This window comes from Bradyrhizobium sp. 18BD, from assembly GCF_054185225.1.
The window spans coordinates 100,740-114,343 of the sequence record NZ_JAVAYL010000013.1; the positions used below are offsets into that span (position 1 = coordinate 100,740).

The 13,604-nt window shown below is 65.5% G+C and carries 9 protein-coding genes; 8 read left to right on the forward strand and 1 reads right to left on the reverse strand.

The window, feature by feature from the left end:
- Positions 1-45 precede the first annotated feature (45 nt).
- The 4 genes from RAD16_RS23455 (at position 46) to RAD16_RS23470 (ending at position 5,008) form a co-directional block, all read left to right on the forward strand.
- Entirely contained in the window at positions 46-1,644 is a 1,599-nt protein-coding gene (locus RAD16_RS23455; RefSeq protein ID WP_458160218.1) for a GMC family oxidoreductase, read from the forward strand.
- A gap of 7 nt (positions 1,645-1,651) precedes the next feature.
- Positions 1,652-2,098: a hypothetical protein gene (locus RAD16_RS23460; protein ID WP_458160219.1), complete on the forward strand. Its 447-nt coding sequence runs from the start codon at positions 1,652-1,654 to the stop codon at positions 2,096-2,098.
- A gap of 104 nt (positions 2,099-2,202) precedes the next feature.
- The gene (locus RAD16_RS23465) at positions 2,203-3,222 is read left to right on the forward strand and encodes a S1C family serine protease (protein ID WP_458160220.1); all 1,020 of its coding nucleotides are present in this window, start codon (positions 2,203-2,205) and stop codon (positions 3,220-3,222) included.
- A 58-nt stretch (positions 3,223-3,280) separates the two neighbouring features.
- A complete protein-coding gene (locus tag RAD16_RS23470) occupies positions 3,281-5,008 on the forward strand; it encodes an FAD-dependent oxidoreductase (RefSeq protein ID WP_458160221.1) in 1,728 nt (575 codons plus the stop codon).
- Positions 5,009-5,140: 132 nt separating this feature from the next.
- On the opposite strand, the gene RAD16_RS23475 is transcribed toward RAD16_RS23470, so the two are convergent.
- Positions 5,141-8,617: an indolepyruvate ferredoxin oxidoreductase family protein gene (locus RAD16_RS23475; protein ID WP_458160222.1), complete on the reverse strand. Its 3,477-nt coding sequence runs from the start codon at positions 8,615-8,617 to the stop codon at positions 5,141-5,143.
- A gap of 163 nt (positions 8,618-8,780) precedes the next feature.
- On the opposite strand from RAD16_RS23475, the gene RAD16_RS23480 reads away from it, so the two are divergent.
- The 4 genes from RAD16_RS23480 to RAD16_RS23495 all read left to right on the forward strand — a co-directional run bounded on the left by RAD16_RS23480 (position 8,781) and on the right by RAD16_RS23495 (position 13,576).
- A complete protein-coding gene (locus tag RAD16_RS23480) occupies positions 8,781-9,734 on the forward strand; it encodes a hypothetical protein (protein WP_458160223.1) in 954 nt (317 codons plus the stop codon).
- A gap of 326 nt (positions 9,735-10,060) precedes the next feature.
- On the forward strand, positions 10,061-10,759 hold the full coding sequence (locus RAD16_RS23485; RefSeq protein ID WP_326897147.1) for a cysteine hydrolase family protein: 699 nt from the start codon (positions 10,061-10,063) through the stop codon (positions 10,757-10,759).
- Between the two features lie 10 nt (positions 10,760-10,769).
- Positions 10,770-12,422: a regulator gene (locus tag RAD16_RS23490; protein ID WP_458160224.1), complete on the forward strand. Its 1,653-nt coding sequence runs from the start codon at positions 10,770-10,772 to the stop codon at positions 12,420-12,422.
- A gap of 170 nt (positions 12,423-12,592) precedes the next feature.
- Positions 12,593-13,576, forward strand: coding sequence for a hypothetical protein (locus tag RAD16_RS23495; protein WP_458160225.1), 984 nt, complete (start codon positions 12,593-12,595; stop codon positions 13,574-13,576).
- The last annotated feature ends 28 nt before the right edge of the window (positions 13,577-13,604 follow it).

Below are 13,604 nucleotides of genomic sequence, written 5' to 3' on the forward strand. Positions count from 1 at the left end.
GCCGAATCGCCCCTGAAGCGGCGAGGGCGGGAGGAAGAAGTTTCGATGAAAGACCCCGTGGACGTCCTGATCATCGGCGCCGGCGCTTCAGGCGCGGCGGTGGCGTGGTCGCTGGCCGAAACCAAGATGCATATCGTCTGCCTGGAGCAGGGCGGCTGGATGAACCCGGCGGAATACCCGAGCACGGGCCGCGACTGGGAGGCCAAGTTCTACGGCGAGTGGTCGTCGAGCCCGAACGTGCGCGGCCGGCCCGAGGACTATCCGATCAACGACGACAATTCGCCGATCAAGGTAGTGAACTATAATGCGGTCGGCGGTTCGACGGTGATGTACACCGCGCACTGGCCGCGACTGCATCCCTCCGATTTCAAGGTGAAGACGCTCGACGGCGTCGCCGACGACTGGCCGATCGACTACGACGCCCTGACCCCGTTCTTCGAAGAGAACGACCGGATCATGGGCACGTCGGGGCTTTCAGGCGATCCGCTGTCGCCGCTGACGCATCCGCCGATGCCGCAGCAGCCGCTCGGCCTGTCCGGCGCCATCATCGGCAAGGCCATGAACAAGCTCGGCTGGCACTGGTGGCCGTCGGACACGACGGTCGCGACGATGGATTACGAGGGCCGCGCCCGCTGCATCAATCTCGGCCATTGCACGCCGGCCTGTGCGCAGGGCGCAAAGTCCTCGACCGACATCACCTATTGGCCGCATGCGGTCCGCGCCGGTGTCGAGTTGCGCACGCATTGCCGGGTGCGCGAGATCACCACCGACGCGAACGGCATGGCCACGGGCGTGGTCTACTACGACAAGGACGGCATCGAGCAGTTCCAGCCGGCGCATGTCGTCATCATCGCCTGCAACGGCGTCGGCACGCCGCGGCTGCTGCTCAATTCGAAATCCGACCGCTTTCCGAACGGCCTCGCCAATTCGTCCGGCCTCGTCGGCAAGAACTTGATGTTCCATCCCTATGCGCAGATCTACGGCTACGTGAAGGAGCCGACCGATAGCAATCGCGCGCCGCCGACCTGCCTGTGGAGCAAGGAGTGGTACGACACGGATTTGTCGCGCGGCTTCGTGCGCGGCTACGGTGTGCAGTTCGTGCGCGGCGCAGGGCCCGTATTCGAGGCCGTCGTCAGCGAGCAGAAGGGCATTCTGCCGTGGGGCGAGGACCACCACCGCGTCTTCCGCAAGCTCAACGGCCATCGGCTCGGCTTCTCCGCGATCTGCGAGGACCTGCCGGAGGAGCACAACCAGGTCACGCTCGATCCCGTGCTGAAGGACAGCCACGGCATTCCCGCGCCGAAGATCGATTACACGATCAGCGAAAACAGCCGGAAGATGATGGAGCATGCGCTGGCCCGCGGCCGCGAGGTGCTGGAGATGGCGGGCGCGACCGACATCTGCATCAACTCGCCGATCCCCTGGGGCGGCTGGCATCTGCTCGGCACCGCGCGGATGGGCACCGATCCCAAACGCTCCGTCGTCAACGAATGGGGCCGCACGCATGACGTGAAGAACCTCTTCATCGTCGACGGCAGCATCTTCATCACTTCGGGTGGCGTGAACCCGACGTCCACCATCCAGGCCCTCGCGCTCTACATCGCCGACCAGATGAAGCAGCGCCTCGCCAATCTGTTCGACTGAGACCGTCATGACCGTAGACAATCTCACGCGCACCCAGCGCGACGACCTCCGCACCGTCGCCGGGATGATCGTGCCCGCCAGCGATGAGTACAAGGTGCCCGGCGCCGACGACGCCGCGATCCAGGCCGATATCGTTGCGACCCTCGGCCGCGACACCAGACTGGTGACGGCGGCGTTGGATCATCTGGCGCGGCTGGCCGGTCAGCCGCTCGCCGAGCTCGACGCCGCCAGGCGCGATGCCGTGGCGCAGGAGTTTCGCAAGAGCGGTGGTGCGGCCGCGGCAACGCTCGTGCGCGTCGTCCTGCAATGCTACTACCGCGACGACCGCGTGCTCCGCTCGCTCGGCCTCGAGCTGCGCGCGCCGTTTCCCAAGGGCTACGTCCTTCCGGACGGCGACTGGTCGCTGCTCGATCCGGTCAAGGCGAGGTCCGGCACGCTGCGGCGGGCGACCTAGCCATTTGGGTAGTCAAGCACTGGCAGTCCAGCCTTGCACCCCGGCGGGCCACTTGCGCGAGAGGGAACAGGCCACCATCTGTGTGAGCCTCAAGGACTTTCGCCATGCTGGATTTCACTTCAGATATCGTCGATGACGCCGCGTCATCGCGAACGACAGAATCTGCCCCGGTCGATGACCGGGCGCTGCTGGACGCCTATTCCAACGCCGTGATCGACGTCACCGACCGCGTCGGTCCTGCGGTCGTGCGCGTCGAGACCGGGCCAAAGGTGCCGAACGGCCGCGAGCGCGGCGGGCTCGGCTCCGGCATCGTGATCTCGCCGGACGGGCTCGTGCTCACCAACAGCCACGTGGTCGGCGCCTCCAAGGAGATCCGGCTGCGCGACGTCGAGGGGCATGTCGGTGATGCCCGGGTGCTCGGCGTCGATCCCGATACCGATCTGGCGCTGCTGCGCGCCAACGGCGTGCGCGATCTGCCCTATGCCGCGCTTGGCAACTCCAAGACGCTCCGGCGTGGCCAGCTCGTGATCGCGATCGGCAATCCGCTCGGCTTTGAATCGACCGTCACCGCGGGCGTGGTCTCCGCGTTGGGCCGCTCGATCCGCTCGGTCAGCGGGCGCACCATCGAGGACGTGATCCAGACCGATGCCGCGCTCAATCCCGGCAATTCCGGCGGGCCGCTGGTGTCGTCGAATGCCGAGGTGATCGGCATCAACACCGCCATCATCAACGGCGCGCAGGGCATCTGCTTCGCGGTCGCCAGCAACACCGCGCAATTCGTGCTGTCGGAGATCATCCGCCACGGCTATGTCCGCCGCGCCTTCATCGGCGTCGCCGGGCAGACCGCGCCGGTTCCGCGGCGGCACGCGGTGCTGGCAGGCGTCGAGAACAAGATGGGCGCGCTGCTGATGCAGATCGAGCCGGATGGACCGGCGGCGAAGGCGGGCCTGCTGCCCGGCGACGTCGTCATCAGGCTCGACGGCGTCGAGATCAACGGCGTCGACGATCTGATCCGCGTGCTCGACCGCGACCGGATCGGCCGGCGGCTCGCCATGGACGTGCTGCGGCTCGGCCGCCTGCGGGCGATCGATATCGATCCGATCGAGCGGAAGCCCGCCCGCTAGCTGCGGGACGGCGGGCGGGGTATGACGGTGTCATGCCTCGCCTCCGGACCCCAGCCGCATGATGCCGGCGCACGAGACCTACGACGTCATTGTCATCGGCGCGGGCGCCGGCGGAATGACGGCCGCAGCAGTTGCCGCCGCCGAAGGGCTGCGCGCGCTGGTGATCGAGAAGACCGCCTTCGTCGGCGGCACCACGGCGTGGTCCGGCGGCATGGTCTGGATCCCCGCCAATGCCAAGATGAAGGCGGCGGGGCTCTCCGACAGCATCACGGATGCTGTCCGGTATCTGTCGAGCACGGTGCCGGAGCCCGCCAATGCCGGCCTGCGCGCCGCTTTCCTCGCGCGCGGGCCGGAGGCGGTCGCTTGGCTCGAAGCCAACACCGAGGTGCGGCTGCAGCCGGTGAAGACCTATCCGGACTATTATCCGGAGCGGCTGGGCGCGACGTCAGGCGGGCGCGTGCTGGAGCCGGTCGCTTTCGACGGTACCCGGTTGGGCGCGCATTTCGCGCGGCTGCGCGCGCCGCTGCCGGAGTTCACGCTGTTCGGCGGGATGATGGTCAATCGCCTCGACATCCCGCATCTGCGCCGGATCGGAAAATCGCTGCGCTCGACCCTGCGCGCGGCGCGGCTCGTTTCCCAATACGCATTGCAGCGGCTGCGCAGCCCGCGCGGCACGACGCTGCATCTCGGCAACGCGCTTGCGGCGCGGCTCTATGCCTCGTTGCTGGCGCGGCAGGTCGATATCCTGTTCAGCGCGGATGTCGAGGATCTGTCGATGCAAGGCGATCGTGTCGCCGGCGTTGTGATCCGCCACGGCGCGCGCGACCGGCTGATTGGCGCGCGCCGCGGCGTGGTGCTGGCAACAGGCGGCTTCTCGCACGATATGGCGTTGCGCAAACGCTTCTTCCCGCCCGCGGCCGGCTTCGTCTCGGCGACCAACACGGCAGGCACGGGCGACGGACTTCGGCTCGCCGCGACCGCCGGTGCTGCGCTCAACCCGGAGGCGACGAGCCCGGCCTATTGGGTGCCGGCCTCGCTGTTCACCCGTGCCGACGGCAGCCGGGGTGTCTTCCCGCATACGGTGACCGACCGCGCCAAGCCCGGCGTGATCGCCGTCAATGCGGCGGGACGCCGCTTCGTCAACGAGGCGCTGTCGTACCATGAGTTCGTGCTCGCGATGCTGCGCGATGGCGATGGTGAGCCGGACCGGCCGTTCTATTTGATCTGCGACCGTGAGTTCCTGTGGGCTTACGGCCTCGGCCGTATCAAGCCGTTCACGCGCAATGTGCGGCGCTACGTGGCGAGCGGTGAGCTGGTTGAGGCCCCTGACATCGCGCAGCTCGCGGCGAAGATCGGCATCAAGCCGTCCACGCTCACGGCGACGATCGCGAGCTACAACACCGATGCGAAGGAAGGCCGCGATCCCGAATTCGGCCGCGGCAGCACCATCTACCAGCGCCACCTCGGCGATGCCGCTCACAAGCCCAACCCCTGCGTCGCGCCGATCCTCCGCGCGCCGTTCTTCGCCATGCGCATCTACCCGGCCGATCTCGGCACGGCGATCGGCATGAAGGTCGATGCGCAGGCGCGCGTGCTCCGCGAGGACGGTACGGCTGTCGCGGGGCTTTATGCCTGCGGCAACGATATGGGCTCGATCATGAACGGGAATTATCCGGGCCCAGGGATCACGCTCGGCCCGGCGCTGACGTTCGGGTATATCGCGGGAAGGCATTTGGCGGAGGGGAGTGTGGCGTCGGTGGCGAAGGCTGCGAATGCGGCTGTCTGATTGTGCCCGCGCTATTTCCACGTCATTGCGAGCGTAGCGAAGCAATCCAGAAATCCCTCCGCGGAGGCAGTCTGGATTGCTTCGTCGCTTCGCTCCTCGCAGTGACGGGTGGCGAGAGCGCGTTCTAAATCGCTACTCCGCCGCCGCTGCAAAGCGGCTGTTCTCTAGCTCCGCTTCCAACCGCGCCTTCTCGGCGGCCGCGAGCTTGACGCTGGCTTCCTTGACGTGGCCGAAACCGCGGATGGTCTCCGGCACTCTTGCGAGCCGTGCCAGCAGCGGGATCTGCTCCGCCTTCAGCCCGGTCATCCGCTGATCGATCATGCCAAAATAGTCCGCGACCAGCTTGCGCTCGGTCTGGCGCTCCTCGGTGCGGCCGAACGGATCGAACGCGCCGCCGCGCAGGAATTTCAGCCTGGCCAGCACGCGGAAGGCATGGATCATCCAGCCGCCGAACTCCTGCTTCTGGAGATGTCCGGTGGTCTTGTCGCGCTTCGCGAAGATCGGCGGGGCGAGGTGATATTTCAGCGTGAAATCACCGTCGAACTTCTCCGACACCTTCTTCGCAAAGCTGCCGTCGGTATAGAGCCGCGCGACCTCGTACTCGTCCTTGTAGGACATCAGCTTGAACAGGTTCTTTGCCACGGCTTCGGTCAGCTCCGTGGAGGCGGGCGAAGCGGTGGCTTCCGCCTTGCGCACCTTCGCCACGGCCGCGAGGTAGCGGTCGGCATAGGCCTTGTCCTGATAGCCGGTCAGGAATTCGGCGCGGGTCGCGATGATGTCGTCGAGCGACTTCGTCGGCGCCGATGCCCGGCTCTTAAACTGCAGCACGCTGCGCACCCGCGACATGTCGTGGGCGGCGAGCCGTCCCCATGTGAAGGCGAGCTTGTTCATCTCGATCGCGGCGCCGTTGATCTCGATGGCGCGGAGCAGGGCCTCCAGCGACAGCGGGATCGCGCCCTTCTGGAAGGCGAAGCCGAGCATGAAGGGATTGGTCGCGATGCTGTCGCCCATCAGCGCGGCGGCAATGCCCGTGGCGTCGATGATGTCGAGGTTCTTGTCGCCCACGGCGTCGCGCAGCACGGTCTGCATCGTGCCCATCTCGAAGTCGAGATCGGGATTCTGCACGAAGCTCGCAGTCGGCTGCAAATCGGCGTTGATGTAGGCCTTGGTCACGCCGCGCTCGGCGCGGCTCAGCGCAGTCGGGCCGGCCGAGACGATCATGTCGCAGCCGAGGATGACGTCGGCGCCGCCGGTGGTGATGCGGACCGCGGAAATGTCCTCCGGCTTCGGCGCGATGCGGACATGGCTCATCACCGCGCCGTTCTTCTGCGACAGGCCGGTGAAATCCAGCGCCGAGCAGCCGCGGCCGTCGACATGGGCCGCCATGCCGAGCAGGGCGCCGATGGTGATGACGCCGGTGCCGCCAATGCCGGTGACGAGGATGTTGTAGGGTCCGTCCAGCTCCCGCGCGGGCGGCAGCGGCAGATCGGCGAACAACTGGCCGGAATCGACCGCCGAGGTCTTCATGCGCTTCAGCGAACCGCCATGCACGGTGACAAAGCTCGGGCAGAAACCTTCGACGCAGGAAAAGTCCTTGTTGCAGTTCGACTGGTCGATCTGGCGCTTGCGGCCGAACTCGGTCTCCAGCGGCTGCACCGAGACGCAGTTGGAGGCCTGCGAGCAATCGCCACAGCCTTCACAGACCAGCTCGTTGATGAAGGCGCGCTTGGCCGGATCGGGATAGAGCCCGCGCTTGCGGCGGCGGCGCTTTTCCGCGGCGCAGGTCTGGTCGTAGATCACGACCGTGAGGCCCTTGATGTCGCGCAGCTCGCGCTGCACGGCATCGAGCTCGCGGCGGTGATGGATGGTCGCGCCTTGCGGGAAGTAGTTTCCTTCCGGATATTTGCTGGGATCGTCCGAGACGATCGCGAGACGCTTGACGCCCTCCGCCCAGACCTGATGCGCGATCTGTGCGACGTTGAAGGCGCCCTCGGCCGGCTGGCCGCCGGTCATGGCGACGGCGTCGTTGTAGAGGATCTTGTAGGTGATGTTGATGCCGGCGGCAGACGCAGCGCGGAGGGCGAGGAGCCCGGAATGCGTGTAGGTGCCGTCGCCGAGATTCTGGAAGATGTGCTTCTCGGTGGTGAAGGGCGACTGGCCGATCCAGTTCACACCCTCGGCGCCCATATGCGAGATCAGGTCGGTGCGGCGGGTCGGCATGCTCAGAGCCATACCGTGGCAGCCGATGCCGGCCATGGCGCGGCTGCCCTCGGGCACGCGGGTCGATGAGTTGTGCGGGCAGCCGGAGCAGAAGAACGGCGTGCGCGCCAGCTTGATCTGCGTGCTTGACGTGACGGGATTGTCGAAGGCCTCGAGCCGGGCAAGGCGCTGCTCCAGCACCGGGCTGTGATGGCCGAGCTTGCGCAAGCGCGCCACCAGTGCGCCGGCGACGATGGTCGGCGTCAGCTCGCCCTCACTCGGCAGCAGCGGCGCGCCGCTCTCGTCGCGCTTGCCGGTGACGGTCGGGCGCCTGGACGCATCGATATTGTAGAGGATGCGCATCAGCTGGTCTTCGATGAAGCCGCGCTTCTCCTCCACCACCAGCACGTCCTGAAGCCCTTCCGCAAAGCGCTTAGCGCCGCTCTCCTCCAGCGGCCAGGTCAGAGCGACCTTGTAGATGCGAAGGCCGAGATCCTGCGCGTCCTTGTCGGTGATGCCGAGGTCAGCGAGCGCCTGGCGCAGATCGAGATAGGCCTTGCCGGTCGCGACGATGCCGAGCCGCGCGGGCTTGGAATCGAGCACGATGCGATCGAGCTGGTTGGCGCGGGTAAAGGCCTGCACCGCCGCCATCTTCGGGCCGAACAGGCGCTTCTCGGCCTCCAGCGGCGGATCGGGCCAGCGGATGTTGAGGCCACCGGGCGGCATCTCGAAATCATCGGGAAGCACGATCTTGATACGTTCAGGATCACTATAGATCGAGGCCGAGCTCTCGACCGTCTCGCTGATCGCCTTGAAGCCGACCCAGCAGCCGGAGAAGCGCGACAGCGCAAAGCCGTAGAGGCCGAGATCGAGATAATCCTGCAGCGTCGCCGGATTGATGACGGGGATCAGTGCTGCCGCGAACACCTGCTCGCTCTGATGCGCGAGCGTCGAGGATTGGCAGCCATGGTCGTCGCCGGCGAGCGCGAGCACGCCGCCATTGAGCGAGGTGCCGGCCGCATTGGCATGCTTGAGCGCGTCGACCGAGCGGTCGACGCCGGGGCCCTTGCCGTACCAGATGCCGAACACGCCATCGACCTTGGCGCCGGGAAACAAGCCGACCTGCTGGCTGCCCCAGACCGCGGTTGCCGCCAGATCCTCGTTCAGGCCGGGGACGAAGGCGATGTCGTGCTGCTGGAGGTGCGACTTCGCGCGCCATAACGCGTGGTCGTACATGCCGAGCGGGGAACCGCGATATCCGGAGATGAAGCCGCCGGTGTTGAGACCCTGGAGGCGGTCACGTTCGCGCTGCAACATGGGCAGGCGGACCAAGGCTTGTGTGCCGGACAGGAAGATCCGCTTCGATTCGAGCCGGTATTTGTCGTCCAGCTCGACCTGCATCAGCGTCATTTCAGAAGTCCTCGTGTCTCGTTCGGCGTGGGGTTTGCGCTGCGGGAGGGATTGCGGCTGCGCGACGCGAATTGTGACAGTCAAAAGCATGGGCGGGCGAAGTCAATATCGCTGGCCGCATCCGTGGCGCTCCTGCTAGTCATGGCTGCGTGTGGAGAACATCATGACGGCGAACGCATTCGACACCGAGATATCAGAGACGGCTGAGGCGCTGATCGGGCCATGGCGCCGGCCGCGCCAGATGCTGCAGGCGCAGACTTACGACGCGCACGCCTCGATCCACGACGATGCCACCGCGCAAAAGCTCGGCTTCAAGGGCGGCACCATCGAGGGTCCCACGCATTTCAGCCAGTTCGCCCCGCTCGGCGCGCGTCTGTGGGGGCAGGCCTGGTTCGAGAGCGGCTGCCTCTCCGCGCACTATCGCAGTGTCTGCTACGAGGGCGAGGAGGTGCAGGCGATCCTGTCGAAGCCGCTGCCCGGCACGCGCCAGTGCCAGATCCAGATGGTCAAGCGCGACGGCACCGAGGTGCTGCGCGGCACGGCTTCCGTCGGTGATGCCCCTGTCGCGACCGCGCTGGAGACGCGCTTTGGCGAGCTCAAGCCGCTCACCGATCCCGTGATCCTGCGCGACGTCAAGGTGGCGCAGACCGGGAAGCGGCAGACGGTGCGGATGGCGTTCGACCAGAATATGGGCGACCTCTATCCGTTCTCCCTCAGGCAGAAGCTCGCGGTCATCACGGAGACCTCGCCGTATTACTCAGGCGCGGAAAATCCATGGGGCAGGGCGATCATCCCGATGGAAATGCTGAGCGTGCTTTTCCAGTACCGCTCCAAGGAGGATCCGCTGCCGGCCAAGGGACCCGCGGTCGGCCTGTTCGCCGATCAGGAGATCCGCCTGGTGAAGGGGCCGCTGTTCGTCGACGAAGAATATGAGGTCGAACGCGAGGTCGTCGCGCTGTCCGGCAGCCGCCGCACCGAGAGCGCTTGGGCGAAGACGCGGGTGTTCGACAGAGCGGGTACGGTGGTGGCGACCATGCTGCTCAACATGGCGACGCTGAAGGATTCATATGCGCCGTATGAGGTGGAGCATCGGCGCCTGTACGGGGCGGGGCGGTAGTCCCCACTTGTCATTCCGGGGTGCGCGCAGCGCGAACTATGATGCGCAATTGCGCATCAGAGAATCCATTTCACCGCACATATTGTCGCCCGATGGATTCCGGGCTCAACGCTTTGCGTCGCCCCGGAATGACGATGGCGGCCGCTCATCCTTTGAGCAAATGCACGTCGCAAAGCCGTCGCACAGGGAATAAGCAGCCGCCGATCGCGGGCGTAACCTTCTGACCACGCAACGAATTCTCTCGACGCTCGTGCTCCATCGCAATTGTACACAATGGCACGGCGCTTGCAGAACTCCTGGCAAAGAGAGTTCTCGCGAGGGGCGTCATGTTGAACTCAACCAAGCCGACACTGGGCGTCATCAGCGCCGAGCCCGAGCCGATCAAGCTCGACTGGTCGTCGACCGCGCTCGTGATCATCGACATGCAGCGCGACTTCATGGAGCCCGGCGGCTTCGGCGAGACGCTCGGCAATGACGTCGGCCAGCTTGCGCGCGCGGTGAAGCCGATCGGCGCGGTGCTGAAGGCCGCGCGCGACACCGGCATGCTGGTGATCCACACGCGCGAGGGGCATCTGCCCGATCTCTCCGATGCGCCGCCGGCAAAGGTCGAGCGCGGTGCGCCGTCCTTGCGCATCGGCGATCCCGGTCCGATGGGTCGCATCCTCATTCGCGGCGAAGCCGGCCACGACATCATCCCCGAGCTTTATCCGCTCGACAGCGAGGTCGTGATCGACAAGCCCGGCAAGGGCGCGTTCTACGCCACCGAGCTCACCGATGTTTTGGAGAAATACGGCATCGAGAATCTGTTGGTGTGCGGCGTCACCACTGAAGTGTGCGTCAACACCACCGTGCGCGAGGCCAATGACCGCGGCTATCGCTGTGTCGTCATCTCCGACGGCTGCGCATCCTACTTCCCCGAGTTTCACGAGATGGGCCTGAAGATGATCAAGGCCCAGGGCGGCATCTTCGGCTGGGTCGCTAGCTCAGCCGCAGTACTGGAGGCGATGAAGGTTTCGACCACATAGGGGTATTATCATGAGCACATTGACGGGGACGGCCGGCAAGTCCGAATTTAAGCCGGCACTTTGGACATCGGGCGACTGGAACGCGTTTTTCGGCTTCGGCACCAACATCCTCGTCAACATGCTGGTGCTCACGGGCCTGCTGCGCTTCGTCCTGAAGATGCCTGACAGTCTCGTGTTCGGCCGCATCCTGCCCGCGCTCGGGCTGATGATGTGCCTTTCCACCTTCTACTACGCGTTCCTCGCCTACCGCCTTGCGCAGAAGACCGGCCGCAACGACGTCTGCGCGCTGCCGTCTGGCGTCAGCGTGCCGCACATGTTCATTGTGACCTTCGTGATCATGCTGCCGATCACGCTCAAGACCGGTGACCCGCTCAAGGGCTGGTCGGCCGGCCTCGTCTGGGTGTTCTTCCAGAGCTTCATCCTGATGATCGGCGGCTTCATCGCACCGTTCATCCGCAAGATCACGCCGCGCGCGGCGCTGCTCGGCACGCTTGCCGGCGTCTCCGTCACCTTCATCTCGATGCGGCCAGCACTCGAGATGTACATGACGCCGCAGATTGGTCTGGTCTGCTTTGCCATCATCCTGGTGAGCTGGTTCGGCGGGGTGAAATACTGGCGCGGCATTCCCGCAGGCCTCGTCGCCATCGCGGCCGGCATGATCATCGCCTGGGGCTCCAACCTGTTCGGGCTCGGCCTCGGCGGATTGAGCATCGCGGGTGTCGGCGCTGCCTTCGCCAATTTCGGCTTCTCGGTGCCGATCCCGGCCGTGGGCTACGTCTTCTCCGGCTTCGAATTCCTCGGCATCATTCTCGTCACCGCGATTCCGTTCGGCATCTATGACCTCGTCGAAGCCATGGACAATGTCGAGAGTGCGGAAGCGGCCGGCGACGAATATCCGACCACGCGGGTGCTCACCGCCGACGGCGTCGTCAGCCTGATCGGCTGCCTGATGGGCAATCCCTTCATCAACGCGGTCTATATCGGCCATCCCGGCTGGAAGGCGATGGGCGGCCGGATCGGCTATTCGGCGGCGACCGGCATCATGGTGGTGGTGCTGGCTTGGTTCGGCGTCATCTCGGTGCTGCTGGCGCTGGTGCCCGTCGTCGCGATCTCGCCAATCCTGCTCTATATCGGCATGCTGATCGGCGCACAGGCGTTCCAGACTACGCCGGTCAAGCACGCGCCGGCGATCGTGCTGGCGCTGACCCCGCACCTTGCCGCCTGGGCCAAGCTGCAGATCGACACGATGCTGGCCTCGACCATGACGGCCGCGGTAACCGTCGGCAGCATGGCCGCCGACAAGGCCGACGCGGTCAAGACCGCTGCGGTCGCGGCGCTGCCGCAGCAGGGCGTGTTCTATCACGGCCTGGAAGTGATGGGCGGCGGCTCCATCCTCGGCGGCCTCATCCTGGGCGCGATCGGCGTCTTCATCATCGAGCGCGATTTCGAGAAAGCGTCAGCGTTTGCGCTGGTCGGTGCGGTGCTGACCTATTTCGGCTTCATGCACGGTGAAGCCGTCGGCATCGGCGGCGGCTTTGGTGTCACGCCCGCCGTGGCGTTCGCCTACGCCGTGATGGCGGCAGGCTTGTTCGCAGCGAGCAAGCTCGGCACCAGCGAGCGCTACGCCGCGCATCCGGAGATGCACGCCGCGCCGGCGGAGTAAGCGTCGGCTTCGGTCGTTTCGGAGCGGCCGGGCATGTCCCGGCCGTTTTCTTTTCAGCGGGGCCAGCTGTTGTGGTGCGTGCGTATCGGGCGCTTGGATGTCTTGCCCAGCCCAACCAAGCTGCTCTACTCTCGATGGCGCAGAAGCCGTCATCCCAACCGGGCCTTTCGATGCTGCCGCTGGACCATCCACTTTGGAAGAGGCTGGACGACGCACATCGTGATCGGGACATCCCGCAGTTGGTGGCCAGACTTTCGGAGGCCTGGGACGACGAACGCGCGAACTCACTGTTCTGGGACTGCCTCTGTCATCAGGGCACGTGTTACGGGGCAACCTATGCTGCAATCCCGCACCTTCTGACGATTGCGCAAGCTGACGCCAACCGGCATCAACGGCTCGAAATCGCACTCTTCTGCGGCTATGTTGTGCTCAACGCCCTGATGCCTCGCGGCCAGGGGGAAGATCAAGAACTGTCGGGGCTTCCGCGTACCTCTGAGGAATGGGAACAGAAGCTCGATTGCTTTCGCGACCTCGTCGCGCATCTTGAAGATCCGGGCAGGCGACCATCCCACTATGAACTAGCGAGGTCTTTGCCGCGATACAGGCAGATCCTTCTTGCCGGACCAGTCGTAGACGCAGATCTCGGCACGATCGCCGAGATCAGGCTCGAATTCCTGTCATCTCTATCGACCGTGAGCAAGATATGCGAGCAGGCGCTGCTGGAAAAGCCGGGACGTGAGAGTGTCGTGATGCCCCTGCTGGGAGGCATCGCTGCGGCGGAAGGGCATCTGGCTCTCGGTCATCTCTTCTTCCAAGGCCAGGAAGGCTGGTTGAAGTGTACGCGTTGCGGCCTTGGCCATCAGTTTGCCCTGCTTGGAGATCAAGTGGCCCTGTATGCCGAGGAGCGTTCTTCGATTCCGGCTGCCGGAATTGATCCGCGGCCGCTTCTCGACATGAAGGAAGGAAAAGCGTCGAGATCCGATGGCATCATGACGCCCGTCGATGACAGCAGGGAGCTTGCGCCGTTGATCACGCGGCTGATCCGGCTCGCCGACCGCGTGCAAGCCCGGCCGGTGGCCACGCTACTGCGCAATTTCCTCGGCAGCTTTCATTGTCGGCGCTGTGACGCAGAGGTGCCGGCCTGCGCCGACTGACGTCGGCGAAACCAATGCCTCTGGCCCA

Coding starts and splice junctions, on each gene's coding strand:
- RAD16_RS23475 (WP_458160222.1), bottom strand. CDS start 8,617: ATGACGCTGATGCAGGTCGAGCTGGACGACAAATACCGGCTCGAATCG.
- RAD16_RS23485 (WP_326897147.1), top strand. CDS start 10,061: ATGTTGAACTCAACCAAGCCGACACTGGGCGTCATCAGCGCCGAGCCC.
- RAD16_RS23460 (WP_458160219.1), top strand. CDS start 1,652: ATGACCGTAGACAATCTCACGCGCACCCAGCGCGACGACCTCCGCACC.
- RAD16_RS23470 (WP_458160221.1), top strand. CDS start 3,281: ATGATGCCGGCGCACGAGACCTACGACGTCATTGTCATCGGCGCGGGC.
- RAD16_RS23455 (WP_458160218.1), top strand. CDS start 46: ATGAAAGACCCCGTGGACGTCCTGATCATCGGCGCCGGCGCTTCAGGC.
- RAD16_RS23490 (WP_458160224.1), top strand. CDS start 10,770: ATGAGCACATTGACGGGGACGGCCGGCAAGTCCGAATTTAAGCCGGCA.
- RAD16_RS23465 (WP_458160220.1), top strand. CDS start 2,203: ATGCTGGATTTCACTTCAGATATCGTCGATGACGCCGCGTCATCGCGA.
- RAD16_RS23480 (WP_458160223.1), top strand. CDS start 8,781: ATGACGGCGAACGCATTCGACACCGAGATATCAGAGACGGCTGAGGCG.
- RAD16_RS23495 (WP_458160225.1), top strand. CDS start 12,593: ATGCTGCCGCTGGACCATCCACTTTGGAAGAGGCTGGACGACGCACAT.